Raw genomic sequence first — 18,568 nt, 5'->3', positions numbered from 1 at the left:
TTTTACTTAGAACGTCGTCTTTTGCTACCTCCTTTATTCTGCGGGAACTCAAAGACTGTTTTATACTCCGCATCGAACTTGATTGCAGCCTCGAAAGTGCTTCCGGTCTTACTGCTTACAAAACCTTTAATAAGGGCGGTCTTGCCGTTCATCAAAAGGTCTGTCAGTTGCCCGTCCGTCAGTTCCTTTTTAGCAATGGAACGCCATACGGTAAGCCCGCAGCTTTCATTCTGGCATTTGGCGAGTTTATTGTAGATAACCACATTCCCGCTCTTGCATTTCGGACAAGGGCATGACTGGCGGTTATCCTGTCGTTCAAATGTCATATCCAACAATTCGGATGTTATTTGTGAAGCGTAAACCTCTATTGCTTTATGGAATGTCGATGCCTCCATATCGCCCGATGCTATCTTATTCAAGGCTTGTTCCCATTGCCCGGTCATAGCAACGTCCGCTATTTTCTTGTCCTTTACCGCCAGATAGACCACCAGCCCTTTGTTAGTCGGGACAAGGGATTTCTTTTCACGGGTGATATACTCGCGGGAAAACAGGGTTTCAATAATGGCGGCACGAGTAGCGGGTGTTCCGATACCGCAATCCTTCATTGCTTCGCGCTCTTCCTCGTTCTCTACCTCTTTACCAGCGCTCTCCATCGCCGCCAGCAACGAACTCTCTGTGTGAAGCGGGCGGGGCTTGGTTTGCTTCTCCTGTATCTCGCAATCGCGGACAGATAGACTATCACCTTCTATGAGGGCGGGCAGAACTGTCGTATCGTCCTCATCGTTTGGCTCGTCCTTAAAGTTAAATACTGACCTCCAACCGGGGACGAGCGTAACGCTGCCTTTGCAGGAAAAGTGTACGCCGCCCACGTCAAGCGAAACGGTGGTGTTCTCTTTGATGCAACGTTCGCCGAAGGCTTCAAGCATACGCCCGGCGACCATATCGTAGATAAGCTGTTCATCTTTGGATAATCCCGAAGCCGGATCTTCCGTAATAATCAGCGCATGGTGGTCGGTTACTTTACTGTCGTCCACCGAACGGGTATTAAGCGTTGTATCGAATCTGCTGTCAATATACGCACCAAAAAGAGGATGCGAACGAAGCATAGCGATCAGGTGCGGTATTTCCTCCAGTACGTCTTCGGAGATATATCGGCTACCTGTTCGTGGGTACGAAATCTTTTTTGCTTCGTATAAAGCCTGTGCTATCGTCAAGGTCTTATCCGCCGAAAAACCATGCTTGCTGTTGGCTTCCTTTTGAAGTGTAGTAAGGTCATAGAGCAACGGCAGCTCCTGTTTGACCTCCTTACGCTCCACACCTGTAACCTTAACCACTCCGGCAGCTTTGACCTGTGCCGTAACTTCTTCGGCAATGGTTCGTGTAACGAATTTATCCACCGAAAGGGCGGGAAAAGCCACAGCATCTTTCGCCGTATGGAGTTTCAGGCGGAAATAGGTTTGCGGTTTGAAATCCTTGTTTTCAAGGTATCGGCTGCAAATAATCGCCAGTGTCGGTGTCTGTACCCTGCCGAGCGACCAGACACCATACCCTGCGGAGATAGAAAGTGCCTGACTTGCGTTAATACCGACAAGCCAATCGGCGGTACTGCGGGCTTTTGCTGAAGCATACAGGTTATCGTAATCACTTCCCGGACGGAGGGTTTGGAAACCATCACGGATGGCGCGGTCGGTAAGTGAGTTTATCCACAAACGGTGGAACGGAAGAGAACTGCCTATATATTCAAATATATAGCGGAATATGAGTTCTCCTTCACGTCCGGCATCGGTAGCCACGATAATTTCATCCCCACGATTGAACAACTCCCTGATTACTTTAAGTTGTTTCATTACTCCGGGATCGTTCTTATACTCCTTGCCTTCTTTCACCTGACGGGGCAATAGCTTAAATTCTTTCGGGAGTATCGGCAGGTTCTCACGCTTAAAGCCCTCGATGCCGTAATGCTCCGGCATGGCAAGCCCGACCAAATGCCCGAAAGCCCACGTAACGGCATACCCGTTACCCTCTATATAGCCATCTTTTTTATTGTTTGCGCCGACTATGGCTGCTATACTCTTAGCCACAGACGGTTTTTCTGCAATTATAATTTTCATTTTAACATTGATTTTTTAGTGGTTTGAATAATGGATTACATCTTGCGCCCTTTCCCTTTCTTCGGAGCGGCAGGAGATTGTTTCTGTTCCTGCTTCTGCTCTTTTTTCTCCGCTTGCTTTTCGGTAGGTTGCGACTGACCTTTCTTTAACGGCTCGGTAGAATGCTTGGTCGCTTCGTTGGTCTTACCTTCGTTATTGACGGCGACCTGTGTTTTACTCTCGGCAGCGGGTTTAATGTTCTGTGTATTCTGTACCGCCTGTTTTGCTTCGATAGCCCGTACCTGATCGGGGTGCTTCGTGGTATGGCGAACTTTCCCTCTGTTTTCGTCAATCCATACCCACGCATTGTACTTCTGCCCTTTCTGGTCGGTAGCTTCCACCTTTTGCGCTCCCGAAGCATCCGCCTGTTGTTTGGGTTTCTGTGATTCCATGTCCTTGACAAAGACAGGTTCTTTGTTGCATAGCTTGTCAAAATCCTCGCGGGATAGTTGTACGCCGCCCTGTTTGGAGTAAACCCAAATCTCACCGAGCTTGCGGGCTTTAGGCATTTTCTGTTCCTGACCTTCCGCCTGCCCCTTGCCCTGTTTGGCTCGCCGTTCCTGGTTAAACTGCTGGCGTTGTTCATCGCTGAACTTAAAGTCGAAGTTTTTACTGGCGGCGTTGTACTGAACGAAGCGGTCAATCTTTGAGGGTTGTTCGCCTTGTTTAACTTTCTTATCCATGCCCTCAATCCAAACGGCTTTACCCTCTTTCAATCCTTGCTGTTGTTCATCGGAAAGCGGGGCGTTTTTCAAGGTCTGCGGAATATAAATATCCTTCAACGCCATAGCCTCAAAGCGGTTGGTAAGTTTGTCAAGGGAGATAAGCGAAGGAACTTTTTCGCCTCCGGCTACGGGTTCGAGGTCGAACACACGCCCGCCGTGTCCTGTCTTTTGGAACTGCTCTTTATCCTGCTCGGTAAAGACAACTCCCATAAACGGTTTTTCAAAATCGGGCTGCTCCTGTTTGGGATGGGTAGCGATTTTGATACTGCCGTCCGGCTGCTGTTCCAACGATAAGCGGGCTTGCATGGGAAATTCCTGTCCGTCAACGGCTGGCTTAATATCGACCAGACCGGGCGACTTATGACCATAAACCATTGCTTTGAGGGCATCTTGCAAGCTCTCACCGGAAACGCCTAACTTTTCAACCTCTTTCCAGTTGAGTTTATTCAGGTCTAAAGGTTGGTACTTGCCTGTAAACTCTACCTCTATGCGTATCTTACCGTCAAATTTGACGCGGTACGGGTCGAGTGCCTTGTCTTTGTGGTCGATACGGATAAGTTTGTCGAAGAAAGCCGCGACCTTATCCACCGCCGATGCGGCAACTGCATACACACCCGTGTGCGATGGGTGGCTGAACTGCGCCGAAAACTTCTTGAAGAAATTCTCCAACGCATTGCCGTTGGTGTCAATCTTCATAAACTGGTCGGCGTTCTCTTTCTTGGGATCGACTGTTTTTAGCTTGCCGTCCTGTTCTCCTGCGATGACTTTTAGTTTGCCATCTTCGCCCTGTGTCAGAAAGACTTTAGGCTCTTCATTTTTTACTTTTTTTTCGTCCATAATAAATATGTATTTATTCTGCATTAATAGTAATGCAGAACGAAAGTAAACCTAAGTAATGGATTGAGAGCAAGGATTTAAGACGGTGGATGCTTGTGTCCGGGGTTGTCTATGGATGTTTTGAAAATCGGGGCGTTTTTGCCTTCCGATTTTGCAATCTATGTATAAATTGATGAGAACTGAGAAAGAATAATATGATATGTTATTTTATACCTGTAACAGAGAAATAGCCTATCTTTGTGATTATTTGTAAATAAGGAATTATGAGTCAGACAACAGCTAATGGATTACTATATCCTGCAATGCATAAGTTATATAGTGCTCTAAACAGTTTGGAGCAATTTCAAAAAGGGAACAACTTTTTTGACAATATATCCTGTTTGGATAATTTCTTTTCAGAATACAGAAACATAACTTTTGTTTTGCAAAAATCATTAGCCCATACTGAATATGAGAGTATATATGAGGAGAATAGGGCGAAGTATCTTTTGAATGAAACCTGTAAATGGTTTGTAGAAAAAAGAAATGAAGTTCTGAAACAGCATCCTTTCAATTTAGAAAAAAGGATAACTATAACTTTATACTCTCCTCAAACATCAATTGCTCTACCTGAATATGTTTTCACTATTGAAAATGATGTGGAATATTCAACCATCATTGACTCTCTGAGAAGTCTTTTTATTGACATTAATCCAGTAGAAGTTTTTTTCTCTGTGGAATTTTCGTTCTACGAAAAAGGTCAGAACAAAGAATTATATGATGATTTGATCTTAGGCATAAGTAACATGAAAATGTTTATATCAAGTATGAGAGAAGCAATAAACGAAGAATGTAGATTATGCGATCAGTTAGAACAGAAAATAGATAAGATGAACTTTTATCAGGTTCCCAAGAATATGTTATTCATCGAAGACTTTGCTTATTATCCTCAAAAGGATCATTTTGAAAAAGGATCAAGGATGGAAGTTATGATGCCTGACCTTTCTATAAGGATGCCTTTGTCTGGGTTTTGTAACTTCCTCAGTAAAGACAGTAATGAAAAAAGGAATGCATTTGACGATTTTATCACGATGCATATAGTCGTATTTTCTATGCAGAAAACATTAATGCCAACTTTTATGATTGTGTATGAGGATGAAACTTTTGCGTTGAAATCATTTCATGCTTCCATAAAAACGACAATGTATAGGACTATAAATGATATTGCAAAGAGAATTGAATCAGATAAAATCAAGTCTATTTTTTATGTAACCGAAATGCTAAAATACGCCAATGAAAGTAATGATTATAGGGAAATTCTAAAAATGAACTCTAATGATAGAGCAAAATATAGAACATCCGAATTACTTTGCTTTTATATGTTAGACAGCAATTTGCATTTCCAATCTTATTGTTTTGATAGTGAAAAAATTGATGATGTGGGATATGTTATGTCTATATTAAAAAGCCAGTTCCAAGAAAGTACAATTACGAATTTTCTTCAGCCAATAAAAGATGAATTTGAAAGGATTAGAAAATAAGAGTCACCCAAATTTTGAGTGACTCCTACTAACTGTCTCTACTCCTCTTTCGGCAACAAATGCCGCAAGTTCTCATCATTGCGAATCCGCTCCAACTCATCCGCCACAATCTGTTTGGCTTCCGCTTTGATACGGTCGTAATTCTCCTTAATCATTTCCTTCATGCGATCCACGCCGTTTTCATCTACAAAGTTGGTAATAACGGGTATTTTACGGTACGCTTTCGTTTCAGCGGAAACACGCTCGTTATCGACAACGATTTCACAATGGAAAATCTTCTGTTCTATCCGTTCATCGAAGTTGTCCGCTACCGCACCCACAAACATACCCTGTGTGAGATTGGAGATTTTAGACGGAGGTATCAAACTATCCATTTGGGTAGAAATGGAAGTTGATTTATCGTTTCGGTTTATCGTCATGGACTGGCGTTTCTGTAATACTTTCCCAAAACGGTCGGAAAGCGTTTTTGCAGTATCGCCGACCACTTGCCCGGAAAAGATGTTACCTACGGTGTTCATTACTACGGCAGCTTCTTTATCTCCGTAGTCGCGCTTTAGCTGCGAAAAGTCCTGAAAGCCCAACAATACAGCAACCTTGTTGCTCCGTGCGGTGGCTATCAGGTTATCCAACCCTTTGAAATAAATAGTCGGCAACTCATCAATGATAACCGAAGATTTGAGTTGCCCCTTTTTATTAATCAACTTCACAATACGGGAATTATACAATCCGAGAGCCGCACCGTATATATTCTGGCGGTCGGGATTGTTCCCCACGACCAACATTTTAGGGTCGTCCGGATTATTAATATCCAGCGTAAATTCATCGCCCGACATTACCCAATATAATTGTGGACTAATCATGCGGGAGAGCGGTATTTTCGCACTCGCAATCTGTCCTTGAAGCTGGTCGGCAGCCCCAGATTTCCACGCATCCATAAAGGGAGAAAGGTAGTTTTCGAGGTCGGGATAAGAGGTTAGAATCGGAAAAATATCTTCATAACTTTTGTTCAAAAACTCGATAGCATGGGGAAAAGTACAATACTTCCCATCCTCATAAATCCGCAAATACCAGATAATAGCGGCGAAAAGAATAATCGGGGATTCGACGAAGAAGTCACCCTGCTTCTGTACCCACGTCCGGTTCAAATTCAGCATTATCGTATATGCCGATTCGTAGGCATCCGAAATATCATCCATAAACGAAGGATTAATCGGATTGCAACGGTGCGAACGGCTCGGATCATCGAAATTAATTACATAGAATGTCGGTGCTTTCTCGTAACCTTCCCGGTTGTTTAACAGGTGGTTATAAGCAATGGTAGAGAGGTCGGGAAATTTGAAGTCGTAAATATAGCCTGTATAGCCTTTCTCAATCTGCTGTTTGATAAACTGGTTTACAACGGCGTATGATTTACCCGAACCCGGAGTACCCAACACAATCGCTGCCCGGAATGGATTTACAACGTTTATCCACCCTTTCCACTGCTTCTTTTTATACCAGAATTTCGTAGGCAGATTTACCGAATAATCGTTTACCATCAACTTTGTTTCCTGCATGAACGATTCGTTTTCCGTATTGAAAACATCATCGAACATATTGTTTTTGAGTAAGCGGCTTATCCATGTACCCGCCATCAGGAGTAATATGTAGCCTATCGAAATGGTGAAAATATATAATCCGGCATTGGCTACTTTAGGTAACGGCAATGACAATAACCACCAGTTCAAAAAGAACAGGACAAAACCAATGCCGAGGCATACATAGATTTTCGTCCATGTAATCTTTTCCTCTTTCACGCCCTTTGTTCCCAGACAGGACAAAGCAAGAAACACTACGGCAAAGATTTTCGTCCACAGGATTGAGGTAAATAATCCGGCGGTACGGTTAAAATTCATCAAGATTTTATCGACCACCCCGATATTGATTCCCCACTCGTGCATTGCCTCATAGCAGAACCAATACACATTTATCACTACGAATAATATAGAGAGCGCACGCATAAAGTCCATCACCTTAGCCAAGCCCCTCAAATCATCTTCATTTTGCATAATCGTAAAAATTAAATTGTTATTATTTCAAATCTTATAGCTGCCTGCCATACCTGCGCTTTTTCTTCTTTTTGCGCTTAATGGTCGGCTGGGTATTATCCTGTCCTCCGGCTTCGGGAGTAAGGATAGATAGCAAACTGCCCGCTGCATCATCAATCGTTGATTGAGAGAATTGCGGTTGTTTGTCGGTGGCGGGTTTATCAGCCTGTCGCAGATTATCGGACTGCTTCGGCTGCCAGGTTTGCAGATCCTCGCGGGGCGAATCATCTGCAAACCGTTCGTTAAGGACATTCGCTGAAAACTCCTTACCCAGACGCGAACCGTTTAATACCGCCCGTTCGTTGTGGTCGATAAACGTAGCCCCGAAAATACGCCCTTCATCATTGCGGCGAAGTACCAAGTCAATGCCCTTCTTCTGTAATGCCGCCCGGAACTCGCTTTCGGTGCGGATACTGTTCAAGGTTTCGGAAACCACTGTGCGGGTACGGGCTGTAACACCGTCCGCTTTGATTGTTTCTTTCGATACGCCAAACTGCTTTTCCAATGTTTCGATACCGAGAGCTTTACCGAACAGGGAAGATTTCAAAGGTTTACCGATACGGTTGCCCTCGCCGTCCAATGCCGAATAAACCAATCCCCGGTAAGGCTTGCCCTTGTTTTCCCCTTTGATTTCTTCCACGCCTACATTATATAAGGAAAGCAGGGCGCGATATTCGCCGAGCGTCTGGAAACGGTACATTCCGGAAAGCGGTTTGATAACGTTGGCCACCTGTTTTTTTAAGTTCCCCTGGCTAACGTCTACCGGAGCAAGCCGCCACGCCTCGCCCTGCTTCTGACCGTTGGCGGGAATCAGGTTATATTCCTTTTCCAACTCCCGCCGGATTTTGTTACTGCGGTCTTTCTCGAAGCTGTCAGGAACAAGTGAGCCATCAGGACGGACACGGGTCGAAACGATGTGAATGTGCTGGCGGTCTATATCCTCATGTTTGAAAATCATGTAAGGCTGTGAGCCATATCCCAACCGCTCCATATACTTTTGTCCGATCTCGGTAAGCTGTTCATCGGTCAGCTTATCGTCCGGGTGCGGGTTCAGCGAAACATGGATAACAGGTTTCTTGGTGGTGATATGCGAAGGCATAAACCGCTCAAAATCCTGCATACAGGCAGAGGCATTGAACGCTCCATCGGTAGGTTCGATTACTAAATTAGTCGCCAAAACCTTACCCAAACCCTCGTCCACTTTCTCCTGATTGTAGGAAAGTGCGCCGTACAGATTGCTTCCGTGAGAGATTTTCGCCACCATTTTTTAGAGGTATTTCGCCTTAAACTGTTCACACAAGCTCATCACTTCGCGCCCGATTCCCGCCAGTTCTACGGTCGCTTTCTCCAATTTGTAGAGCAAAGCGAGTGCTTTTTTCTCCCCGAAATTGCTGTGCAGTTCCTTCACAATCTGGTTGTAATTCACGCCCACGCTCCGAAACTGGCTGTGTAACGCGGTCAGCTTTGCGGTAAATTCAACTGCCGAAGCGTCCGTTTTTACTACCCGGAACTCATCGCCAAAGATGCGGGCACAGATAAAAGCTGATAGCGAACTTACGCCTGACTGCTCGAACATGGCAAGAAATCCGGCGTGCTGGGTGTCCGTCAGGTTCACCGTCAGCCGATGTTTTGCCGGGTCGTTCTTCGGGGGTCTGCCCCCCTTTCCCCGCTTACGGGGTTCTCTTTTTTCTTCGTTCATAACATTAATCTTTTAGTGGTTATATGAACGTTTGCGGACGGCTCGTGCCGGCTTAATTTTTCCCGACTTCGGAGAGGAAAAACCCCTCTGGAAGAGCAAGAGGTTGATGCTGCAAAAAACGAAGTTTGCTGCAATCAACACATCTTGCTATTTGCCAAAATGCAAATACATTTTGCCCGCAAGGGGCATCTTTTCGTCCCGAACTTTTCGGGATGTAAGACTGCCTTCGCCGGGCAATTTTTGAGTGCCGGAACTATCTTAAAAATCGGCATGAATACCCCGCAACGTTTCACGCTGCAAAGTTATGTCTAATAAATAATACGCTGTATATCAACAGGTATAGACAATGCTGGACAGAAGCTACCACCCCTCGAAAATGTGGTGCAAGTATGAAAAAGAAGGCGTTTATTTGCCGAAAATTTGGATTTGAAGCCTTATTGATTTCTGAATTTACAGAGGCAAAAAATCAAAGATTTGAATTTGTATTGTCGTGCTGTCGTACTGTTGTAAATAAGTGCTGTTGTAAATGAATATCGCTTTGCTTTTTTGGTTTTCCAGCTATGTATTGCAATAAGTAAATGAACAGGTAAAAAACTATCAAGGCGATTCAATCCGTCAATAGAATAGTATCACAGTCAATAGGCAAACAAACGAATATCGACTGAAATAAAACAGTACCGAATCAGTGGTACGGATAATTAAATAATTAACAATTAAAACATTTAGAGCAATGAAAAATGAAGTAAGTAAAAAAGAGCCGAAGTATGTAGCATTCAGCACACAGAAAGGCGGAGCAGGAAAAACCACCCTTACCGTTTTGGTCGCAAGTTACCTGCATTATGTAAAGGATTTCAATGTGGCAATCGTGGATTGCGACTACCCGCAGCACTCCATCGCGGAGATGCGGGAACGCGATTTCAAAATGGTGGAACAGGACGAGTATTACAAAGGGATGGCTTATGAGCAATTTACCCGTATGGGGGGTAAGAAAGCCTATCCCGTAATTGAGAGCAGTACGGAAAAAGCGTTGAGCGATGCCGATACGCTTTGTGAGCAGGGCGAATATGACTTTGTATTCTTCGACCTGCCCGGAACGATGAACAATCGTGATTTAGTCCTCGCCCTTGCCAGCATGGATTATATCATTGCTCCGATTGCCGCCGACCGTGTGGTAATGGAAAGCACCCTTAACTACATGATTGTCGTAAGGGACAATATCGTGAACACGGGTAAGTCCAATATCAAAGCTATACGGCTTCTATGGAATCTGGTCGATGGCAGGGAAAAATCCGAATTATATGAGGTGTACGAAGGAGTTATCAAAGAGTTGGGGTTTATAGCCCTTAACACCTTCATCCCCGACAGCAAACGTTTTCGCAAGGAGCAGTCTGTCAATCACAAAGCCCTGTTCCGTTCAACATTATTTCCTGCGGATAAATCCCTTGTCAAAGGTAGTAATATAGATGCCCTTACCGATGAGCTTTTGGAATTGATAAATGGGTAAGCTATGGCAAAGAAAGTGGATACATCAGGGTTTGACCCCGACTTTATCATAGGTCAGACCAAACCCGACAACAGGGCTAATTCGCAGGTTATCCAACCCGCTGAACCTGCGTTGGAAGATAGCCCGCCGGAACAGGAGAATTTACCGGAACAGCCGAAAGAAAAAGAAACGCCGAAGCGCAAGCGCGGCGGGCAGGCAGGATATAAAGAAACCTTTTTGAAGCGTAACGAAATCAAGACACGGCAATGTGTCTATATCAGCTACGATGTTCATGCGGTTATCACAAAACTTGTCAGGGCTTTGGTCGATGCCGGAAATGATATTTCCGTAGGCGGGTATATAGATACGGTGCTTAATGAACACCTGCAACTCCATAAGGAAGAAATAAACGAGGTATATCGGCAACGCCCGGACGATTTACTGTAAATGAATAAGCTATGGAAAGATATATTATTTCAGCCATCGTATTGTACGCATTGGTTGTCGCCCTTTACCTGATTCGGGAACGGATGCAGAAACAGAAAAAGAATGCAGCGAAAAATCCCAGTTTCAATCCGTTTCGTTCTGCCCCGAAAGAGGATATAATTGGCAAAAGCAAATTTGACCTTAGACAATCCCGGACAGAAGCTACCACGCTGATTCATAATGAAAAACGGATTGAAAATGAGCCTATATTTGCTGACGAAAACAAAAAATATGCTCCGGTAACACCCCCTTTGGTTGAATCGGAAACAGTCTTATCCGATGAAAATATGACGGACGAAAATTCAAACGAAATCAATTTAGTAATTGAGAACACACCCCCCGAATTTGAGCCGGAATATAACACGGAAGATATAGACGAAGAAGAAACAGAGGACGAAGATACCGAAGGGGTTGCCGGGGTTTCGATGGCACTCGGACTTGGCTTTGATGAATTGGCAGGCATGGTGCGGACGGTAGAAACTGCCGATGTCGCAACAATCGAAGAAAAAGAAGAAGCCGGGCGGGTACTCATCGAGATACGAAAGACCGAAATGTTCGATCAGGTCGCAGGCGATGAACCGAAAAAGAAAGTGGTATCCACACTTATGGACGATTACTTCTCTGCTTTCCACCGAAAGAAACGGGAGGCGGGAGAAACGGACGAACCAACGGTAAAAGCACCGAAAGATTTTAATGTACGCGGCTTTGCGTAAGATGTATAACAGTAAAAAACAAAGTAAAATGAAAGAACGGGATTACGGTTAGCTACGCTGACCACCACTAAAAGATCAAGTTAAACAATTATTCATTTCCGGTACAGGGGACTATTCCACCCCCTGTACCATTAATCAAAAAATCGTATGACAAAGAAAAAAATTCTTATGTCGGCAGCCTTCATTTTCGCTGCCGTATCATCCGCCTTTGCACAGGGTAACGGTATCGGGGGTATTACCGAAGCTACCAATATGGTAACATCGTATTTCGATCCCGGCACAAAATTGATTTACGCCATCGGAGCCGTTGTCGGCTTGATTGGGGGAATCAAAGTTTATAACAAGTTCTCTTCGGGCGACCCCGATACATCGAAAACCGCCGCCTCTTGGTTCGGCGCGTGTATCTTCCTGATTGTTGCCGCCACCATCCTTCGTTCCTTCTTTTTGTAATCCATTTCCAAAAAACAATAAGAAATGGAGCATAATATTAATAAAGGCATTGGCAAGAGCGTGGAATTTAAGGGCTTGAAAAGTCAGTATCTCTTCATCTTTGCGGGCGGTTTATTGGCTGTATTCGTGGTCTTTGTGATTATGTATATGGCAGGTGTAGACCAGTGGGTCTGCATCGGTTTCGGCGTTATCGCCGCCTCCGCTTTGGTGTGGCTGACTTTCAACCTGAATGCGAAATACGGGGAGTATGGATTGATGAAAATGCTTGCCAAACGCCAGCACCCGCGCTACCTGATAAACCGCAAAAATTCCCGCCGCTTGTTCAGCCGACCAAAAAAGAAGGAGGTGCGCGATGCGTAATGTAATGAAAGCGGCTACCATCGAAAGCAAATTCCCGCTGTTGGCGGTGGAGCATGGCTGCATCATCAGTAAAGACGCGGATATAACGGTAGCTTTCCGTGTCGATCTGCCGGAACTGTTCACAGTTACCGCAGTCGAATATGAAGCCATACACTCGGCTTGGGCGAAAGCCATCAAGGTCTTGCCCGATTACTCGGTTATCCATAAGCAGGACTGGTTCGTAAAAGAAACCTACAAACCCGAAACGGACAAAGAAGATATGAGCTTTTTGTCCCGCTCGTTTGAACGCCACTTCAACGAACGTCCCTACCTGAACCATAGCTGTTTCCTGTTCCTGACAAAAACGACTAAAGAGCGAATGAGAATGCAGAGCAATTTCTCATCGCTTTGCCGGGGGAACATTATACCCAAAGAGGTAAATAAGGATACGGCTACCCGGTTTCTGGAGGCGGTCGGACAGTTCGAGCGCATCGTGAACGATTCGGGATTTATCTCTCTGACACGTTTAACATCAGACGAAATTACGGGAACAGAGAGTGAACCCGGACTGGTAGAGAAATACTTTGCCCTCTCGCTGGACGACACGACCTATTTAGAGGATATGGAACTCGGAGCGGACGGGCTTCGCATCGGAGCAAAGAAAGTATGCCTGCATACGATTTCCGATGTGGAGGATTTACCCGGAACGGTCGGAACGGATATGCGCTATGAAAAGCTATCCACCGACCGGAGCGACTGCCGATTGTCGTTTGCAGCACCCGTAGGGTTGCTACTCTCATGCGACCATGTATATAACCAGTACATTTTTCTGGACGATTCGGCAGAAAACCTGCGGAAGTTTGAGAAGTCTGCCCGCAATATGCAGTCCTTATCCCGCTATTCACGCGGGAATCAAATTAATAAGGAATGGATAGACAAGTACCTGAACGAAGCACATTCGTTCGGGCTTACTTCTGTCCGGGCTCACTTTAATGTAATGGCATGGTCGGAAGATGCAGAGGAACTGAAACATATCCGAAACGATGTCGGTTCGCAGTTGGCTCTTATGGAATGCAAACCCCGTCATAATACAACGGATGCGGCAACGCTCTATTGGGCGGCTATGCCGGGCAATGCAGGGGATTTTCCGAGTGAGGAAAGTTTCTATACGTTCATCGAACCCGCCCTGTGTTTCTTCACAGAGGAAACAAACTACAAAAGTTCGCTTTCGCCTTTCGGTATTAAGATGTGCGATCGTGTGAGCGGTAAGCCGCTCCATGTGGATATATCGGATTTACCGATGAAGCAAGGGATAACCACCAACCGAAATAAATTCGTGTTGGGGCCATCCGGTAGCGGTAAATCCTTTTTTATGAACCACCTCGTCCGCCAGTATTGGGAACAAGGAACGCACGTAGTTCTGGTCGATACGGGTAATTCCTATCAGGGATTGTGCGAAATGGTACGCCGGAAAACCAAAGGTGAGGACGGGATTTATTTCACATACACAGAGGAAAATCCGATCAGCTTTAATCCTTTCTATACGGACGATTACAAGTTCGATGTGGAAAAGAAGGACAGCATCAAAACGCTGCTTCTGACCCTGTGGAAATCCGAAGACGATAAGGTAAGCAAGACTGAAAGCGGGGAACTCGGCAGCGCGGTATCGGCGTATATCGAGCGCATCAGGGCAGACCGAAGTATCGTTCCGTCCTTTAATACTTTCTACGAATATATGCTGGGCGACTACCGCCGGGAACTGGAAGAAAGGGAAATCAAGGTAAGCAAAGAGGATTTTAACCTCGACAATATGCTTACCACCCTGCGCCAGTATTACCGGGGCGGACGTTTCGACTTTCTCTTGAACTCCGAACAGAACATCGACCTATTGAATAAGAGCTTTATCGTCTTTGAAATTGACAGTATTAAGGAGAATAAAGAACTTTTTCCTGTGGTAACGATCATCATTATGGACGCGTTTATCCAGAAAATGAGGCGGTTAAAAGGTGTTCGTAAACAACTGATTGTGGAAGAGGCTTGGAAGGCTCTTTCTTCGGCAAACATGGCTGAATACCTGAAATATATGTGTGCGCCCATCAAGGTGGCTTAATAAATGTCTCATTGGCAAGAGATTAGGTGAAGTGTTCTTTGAAAATAATGCCTATCATCGACCAGCTGATCTGAAAGGGAAACTAACCGGACAGGGAGTGTAGCATGCTTGGTAAAGTCATAAGCCAACCAGTTATCAGGTTGCCGCTGAATGGCGAGATGAAAAGATAGATATGAGGATAAAGTCCAAACTGATTGAATGATAGTCCGAGTTGTCCCACTTTCAGGCTATGACGTAAGATAACTATGAGAAGTTATTTGAATTTCAGATAATTTCTTACTCGTCATACTGTGATACTCTTACTAGTGTACAGGTATAGTAAGAGCAGGAACGTATCACGGAACAATTGCAATAAGCAATAAAGGACGGAAGTCATATCCGACAATCTATCAAGCCACAAATATTCTGAACTTCAGAATATGTTATCGAGTCGCAAATGGGGATTACCTATACCAGAGTGCCAGTTGTAAGGCTATGAGGTGCAGATCTCTGAAAATCTGGAGTGGTAACGGAGTCTCCGTAGTAGTCCGAGCAAGGGAAAGCCTTGTACAAGCAGGTAAAACTGCATGGCGAAGGGAGACAGCTAATTAACGTTTTAGTACTAATTTGGAAAATGTGAGAGACATTATGAGAAGTCCGGAAAAAGTATTAAACAGTCTATCAGAGCATAGCCGTAACTTGAATTACAAGTTCAGTCGGCTCTATAGGATTCTGTTCAATGAAGAGATGTATTATGTTGCCTATCAACGCATTTATGCAAAACCGGGCAATATGACACCAGGTTCTGATGGGCAAACCATCGATGGAATGAGCCTGTCTCAGATTAATAAACTGATATATTCATTAAAGGATGAATCTTATCAGCCGCAACCATCAAAGAGGGTAAATATTCCCAAGAAGAATGGGAAAACACGTCCGCTTGGTGTACCTGCGATTAACGACAAGCTAATACAGGAAGTTGTAAGAATGGTACTGGAAGCCATTTATGAGGGCACTTTTGAATATACCTCACATGGTTTTCGTCCCAAACGAAGTTGCCACACTGCATTAGCCCAAGTGCAGAAAGAGTTTAGTGGTGCAAAATGGTTTGTTGAAGGAGATATAAAAGGCTTCTTCGATAATATTGACCATGATGTGCTTATTAAAACTTTACAGGAACGTATCAAAGATGAGCGTTTTATCCGCTTAATCAGAAAATTCCTGAACGCAGGATATATTGAAAACTGGACATTTCATAAAACGTTTAGTGGAACACCACAAGGAGGTATTATAAGTCCGATTTTGGCAAATATCTATTTGGATAAGCTGGACAAGTATATGAAAGAATATACTCGAAAATTTGACAAGGGAGCAAAACGGAAACCTACAAGAGAGTGTATGGATTTTGAAAACGAAATGAAACGGCTAAGACGAAAACTCCCAAAAGTGGAGAATGAAGCTGAAAGAGCAAAAATCATAGCGATGATTAGAGCCAATGAGAAAACCAGAATCCTTTACTCTAGTGGAGATGAGATGGATGAAAATTTCAAGAGAATAAAATATGTGAGATATGCTGATGATTTTCTGATTGGGGTAATCGGTAGTAAAGAAGATGCTAAAATAATCAAGGAAGATATTAAGAACTTCCTCAATGGAAAGCTAAAACTGGAGCTATCGAATGAGAAAACACTCATTACCCACACAGAAAAAGAAGCAAAATTTCTTGGATATGAAGTTCTTGTACGTAAATCTCATACACCACGAAGAGATAAAAGGGGGCGTCTAAGAAGGAGCTCCAATAAAAGATTGTATCTGAAAGTCAGTACAGAAATTATCAGGAAGAAACTTTTTGAATATGGAGTAATAGAACTCAGATATCATAACGGAAAAGAGGTTTGGAAACCCAAATGTCGTTCAGGGCTCATCTTTAATGACGACCTCGAAATACTCGATAGATATAATCGGGAAATAAGAGGATTTTACAATTATTATTCATTGGCAAACAATTGCTCCATATTGCACAATTTCAAATACATCATGGAATATAGCATGTATAAAACCTTCGCAGGTAAATACAAAAGTTCTGTTAGAAAAATCAATAAGAAATATAGAAAGAACAAGCTATTTATCGTGAAGTACCAAACGAAAAGTGGTGTAAAACAGCGACATTTCTATAACGAGGGTTTTAAAAGGAAAGACCCTTCGAATGACAAAAAGATTGACAATCAACCAAATTCTATCTGTGATGCTGGACGTACCAGTTTAATAGCCAGACTGAAAGCAGAAAAGTGTGAGTTGTGTGGAACAGAAGGCAGACTGGTCATGCATCATGTACGTAAACTCAAAAACCTTGAAGGCAAGAAAAGTTGGGAACGTCATATGATTGCACGAAAACGAAAGACTATTGCCGTATGTGAAAGTTGTCATCAATGTATTCATTTAGGGAAGATAGACTGAGGGAATTAGTGGAGAGCCGGATACGCTGAGAGGTGTAAGTCCGGTTCGGGGGCGAGTTCTTGGAAACCTATTATAGAAATATAATGTGGCGCCGGGTGCTTAGCCTACACAAAACAGTCAGGAAATATTTCGGGGAAGCCATTGTCGTAACGCAGGAGGTGGACGATATTATCGCTTCGCCCATCGTGAAAGAGGCAATCATCAATAACTCCGACTGCAAAATCCTCTTAGACCAGCGCAAATTCATGAACCGTTTTGATGTAATCCAATCGCTTCTCGGTCTGACTGACAAAGAGAAAGGTCAAATCCTTTCTATCAATATGGCAAACCATCCCGGCAGGTTTTACAAAGAAGTATGGTTCGGGCTGGGCGGCGTTCAGTCGGCGGTGTATGCTACCGAAGTTAGCGGCGAAGAATATCTGACCTATACCACAGAGGAAACCGAAAAGATGGAAGTCTTCAAAAAGACGGACGAACTGGACGGGAATTATGAACTGGCGATTAAACAGCTCGCCGAAAGTAAACGCAACTAAAACGAGAAGCCATGTTCAGCAAATGTAATGCAGCCGACCCTTGCGCCGCATATCAGGATTTTAACCTGCGGGAGATTACGGGGCGTTGGGTAAGCCCGGACGGTGCGCCTGCGGTAAGGATTTACCGCAATACTTCCCGCAAGCGGGGAGGCATCCGTTTAGAACTTACTTACAACAACCCGCAGGTGGTCTGTGATTGTACAGTGTATTGCTTGTTTGGTCTGTATTACATCGACCTGTACGGGCGTATCGGAATTGCCTATGACCGGGAGCGGGAGGTCTTATTGCTTTCCGCTTTCGGTGAATATGTCCGGGCAGAGGAGTAGCCCGAAGGCTACTTCCGCCCTTATGAGTATTAACGAATAAAACAGTAAAACAATGAAAAAAATAATTGTATGCCTTACAGTAGCCTTTGCATTCTTCGGCTTCGAGGCAAAAGCACAGTGGGCGGTAATCGACCCCTCGAACCTTGCTCAAAATATACTGACGGTTTCCAAAACAGCAACAACGGCAACCAACGTAATCAACTCCTTTCAGGAAATGCAGAAGATTTATAATCAGGGCAAGGAGTATTATGACAAATTACAGTCAGTACATAATCTTATCAAGGATGCCCGCAAGGTCAAGGAAACGGTGGAGCTGGTCAGCGAAATATCGCAGATATATTCTACCAACTTCAATAAGATGCTGACCGATAAAAATTTCACTCACGCAGAACTGGAAGCCATATCTAACGGATATTCCAAGCTATTGAAAGAGAGTGGAAACCTGCTGTCGGATATAAAAAATATCGTCTCAACCTCCAACGGGCTTTCTATGACCGATGTCGAACGCATGGCAATCATAGACCAGATACATACCAAAATGGTGCAACACCGCAACCTTGTGAGCTACTTTTCCAAGAAAAGTATATCCGTTTCCTTTATCCGCAGTCAGGAATCCGGCGATATGGAACGGGTACGCTCCCTGTATGGTGATCCATCCGAAAGATACTGGTAAG

14 protein-coding genes and 2 pseudogenes are annotated in these 18,568 nt (G+C 44.2%); 11 read left to right on the top strand and 5 right to left on the bottom strand.

The window, feature by feature from the left end; translation table 11 throughout:
* Positions 1 to 2 precede the first annotated feature (2 nt).
* Both D0T56_RS01190 and D0T56_RS01185 read right to left on the bottom strand, forming a co-directional pair.
* Complete coding sequence (locus D0T56_RS01190; RefSeq protein WP_163318308.1) at positions 3 to 2,111, bottom strand: type IA DNA topoisomerase; 2,109 nt, start codon at positions 2,109 to 2,111, stop codon at positions 3 to 5.
* Between the two features lie 35 nt (positions 2,112 to 2,146).
* On the bottom strand, positions 2,147 to 3,712 hold the full coding sequence (locus D0T56_RS01185) for a DUF3945 domain-containing protein (RefSeq protein ID WP_163318307.1): 1,566 nt from the start codon (positions 3,710 to 3,712) through the stop codon (positions 2,147 to 2,149).
* Positions 3,713 to 3,975: 263 nt separating this feature from the next.
* Here D0T56_RS01185 and D0T56_RS01180 point away from each other — a divergent pair, with 263 nt between their 5' ends.
* The gene (locus D0T56_RS01180; protein WP_163318306.1) at positions 3,976 to 5,232 is read left to right on the top strand and encodes a hypothetical protein; all 1,257 of its coding nucleotides are present in this window, start codon (positions 3,976 to 3,978) and stop codon (positions 5,230 to 5,232) included.
* Between the two features lie 38 nt (positions 5,233 to 5,270).
* On the opposite strand, the gene mobC is transcribed toward D0T56_RS01180, so the two are convergent.
* The 3 genes from mobC to mobA are packed head-to-tail and all read right to left on the bottom strand — an operon-like array spanning position 5,271 to position 9,018.
* A complete protein-coding gene (mobC, locus tag D0T56_RS01175; protein WP_163318305.1) occupies positions 5,271 to 7,280 on the bottom strand; it encodes a conjugal transfer protein MobC in 2,010 nt (669 codons plus the stop codon).
* 34 nt (positions 7,281 to 7,314) lie between these two features.
* Entirely contained in the window at positions 7,315 to 8,583 is a 1,269-nt protein-coding gene (mobB, locus tag D0T56_RS01170) for a conjugal transfer protein MobB (protein ID WP_163318304.1), read from the bottom strand.
* 3 nt (positions 8,584 to 8,586) lie between these two features.
* Positions 8,587 to 9,018, bottom strand: coding sequence for a conjugal transfer protein MobA (gene mobA, locus D0T56_RS01165; protein WP_163318303.1), 432 nt, complete (start codon positions 9,016 to 9,018; stop codon positions 8,587 to 8,589).
* A 730-nt stretch (positions 9,019 to 9,748) separates the two neighbouring features.
* Here mobA and D0T56_RS01160 point away from each other — a divergent pair.
* The 10 genes and pseudogenes from D0T56_RS01160 (at position 9,749) to D0T56_RS01115 (ending at position 18,567) form a co-directional block, all read left to right on the top strand.
* A complete protein-coding gene (locus D0T56_RS01160) occupies positions 9,749 to 10,522 on the top strand; it encodes a ParA family protein (protein ID WP_163318302.1) in 774 nt (257 codons plus the stop codon).
* A 3-nt stretch (positions 10,523 to 10,525) separates the two neighbouring features.
* Entirely contained in the window at positions 10,526 to 10,948 is a 423-nt protein-coding gene (locus tag D0T56_RS01155) for a DUF3408 domain-containing protein (protein ID WP_163318301.1), read from the top strand.
* Positions 10,949 to 10,959: 11 nt separating this feature from the next.
* Entirely contained in the window at positions 10,960 to 11,700 is a 741-nt protein-coding gene (locus D0T56_RS01150; protein ID WP_163318300.1) for a hypothetical protein, read from the top strand.
* A 147-nt stretch (positions 11,701 to 11,847) separates the two neighbouring features.
* Positions 11,848 to 12,150, top strand: a complete 303-nt coding sequence (locus tag D0T56_RS01145; protein WP_032853573.1) for a DUF4134 domain-containing protein — start codon at positions 11,848 to 11,850, stop codon at positions 12,148 to 12,150.
* A 24-nt stretch (positions 12,151 to 12,174) separates the two neighbouring features.
* Positions 12,175 to 12,510 (top strand): DUF4133 domain-containing protein, encoded by a 336-nt coding sequence (locus D0T56_RS01140; protein ID WP_163209506.1) that lies wholly within the window; start codon positions 12,175 to 12,177, stop codon positions 12,508 to 12,510.
* Positions 12,503 to 14,590 (top strand): annotated as a pseudogene (locus D0T56_RS01135) (TraG family conjugative transposon ATPase); the annotation flags it as partial. The gene D0T56_RS01140 and the pseudogene D0T56_RS01135, both read left to right, overlap by 8 nt.
* 636 nt (positions 14,591 to 15,226) lie before the next feature.
* The gene (locus D0T56_RS01130) at positions 15,227 to 17,035 is read left to right on the top strand and encodes a reverse transcriptase/maturase family protein (RefSeq protein WP_163318299.1); all 1,809 of its coding nucleotides are present in this window, start codon (positions 15,227 to 15,229) and stop codon (positions 17,033 to 17,035) included.
* Between the two features lie 104 nt (positions 17,036 to 17,139).
* Positions 17,140 to 17,568 (top strand): annotated as a pseudogene (locus tag D0T56_RS01125) (conjugal transfer protein TraG); the annotation flags it as partial.
* 11 nt (positions 17,569 to 17,579) lie between these two features.
* Positions 17,580 to 17,894, top strand: coding sequence for a DUF3876 domain-containing protein (locus D0T56_RS01120; protein ID WP_163318298.1), 315 nt, complete (start codon positions 17,580 to 17,582; stop codon positions 17,892 to 17,894).
* Between the two features lie 52 nt (positions 17,895 to 17,946).
* Positions 17,947 to 18,567, top strand: coding sequence for a DUF4141 domain-containing protein (locus D0T56_RS01115; protein ID WP_163318297.1), 621 nt, complete (start codon positions 17,947 to 17,949; stop codon positions 18,565 to 18,567).
* Position 18,568 lies beyond the last annotated feature (1 nt).

Origin of the sequence: Dysgonomonas sp. 520 (assembly GCF_010501095.1) — a bacterium.
GTDB lineage: Bacteria > Bacteroidota > Bacteroidia > Bacteroidales > Dysgonomonadaceae > QVMP01.
This window is presented reverse-complemented; position numbering and strand designations above follow the sequence as displayed.

Excerpts from the sequence above, each read along its gene's own strand:
- D0T56_RS01150 (WP_163318300.1), top strand. The coding sequence starts at position 10,960 with ATGGAAAGATATATTATTTCAGCCATCGTATTGTACGCATTGGTTGTC.
- D0T56_RS01190 (WP_163318308.1), bottom strand. The coding sequence starts at position 2,111 with ATGAAAATTATAATTGCAGAAAAACCGTCTGTGGCTAAGAGTATAGCA.
- D0T56_RS01140 (WP_163209506.1), top strand. The coding sequence starts at position 12,175 with ATGGAGCATAATATTAATAAAGGCATTGGCAAGAGCGTGGAATTTAAG.
- mobB (WP_163318304.1), bottom strand. The coding sequence starts at position 8,583 with ATGGTGGCGAAAATCTCTCACGGAAGCAATCTGTACGGCGCACTTTCC.
- mobA (WP_163318303.1), bottom strand. The coding sequence starts at position 9,018 with ATGAACGAAGAAAAAAGAGAACCCCGTAAGCGGGGAAAGGGGGGCAGA.
- D0T56_RS01145 (WP_032853573.1), top strand. The coding sequence starts at position 11,848 with ATGACAAAGAAAAAAATTCTTATGTCGGCAGCCTTCATTTTCGCTGCC.
- D0T56_RS01155 (WP_163318301.1), top strand. The coding sequence starts at position 10,526 with ATGGCAAAGAAAGTGGATACATCAGGGTTTGACCCCGACTTTATCATA.
- D0T56_RS01180 (WP_163318306.1), top strand. The coding sequence starts at position 3,976 with ATGAGTCAGACAACAGCTAATGGATTACTATATCCTGCAATGCATAAG.
- D0T56_RS01120 (WP_163318298.1), top strand. The coding sequence starts at position 17,580 with ATGTTCAGCAAATGTAATGCAGCCGACCCTTGCGCCGCATATCAGGAT.
- D0T56_RS01185 (WP_163318307.1), bottom strand. The coding sequence starts at position 3,712 with ATGGACGAAAAAAAAGTAAAAAATGAAGAGCCTAAAGTCTTTCTGACA.
- mobC (WP_163318305.1), bottom strand. The coding sequence starts at position 7,280 with ATGCAAAATGAAGATGATTTGAGGGGCTTGGCTAAGGTGATGGACTTT.
- D0T56_RS01115 (WP_163318297.1), top strand. The coding sequence starts at position 17,947 with ATGAAAAAAATAATTGTATGCCTTACAGTAGCCTTTGCATTCTTCGGC.
- D0T56_RS01130 (WP_163318299.1), top strand. The coding sequence starts at position 15,227 with ATGAGAAGTCCGGAAAAAGTATTAAACAGTCTATCAGAGCATAGCCGT.
- D0T56_RS01160 (WP_163318302.1), top strand. The coding sequence starts at position 9,749 with ATGAAAAATGAAGTAAGTAAAAAAGAGCCGAAGTATGTAGCATTCAGC.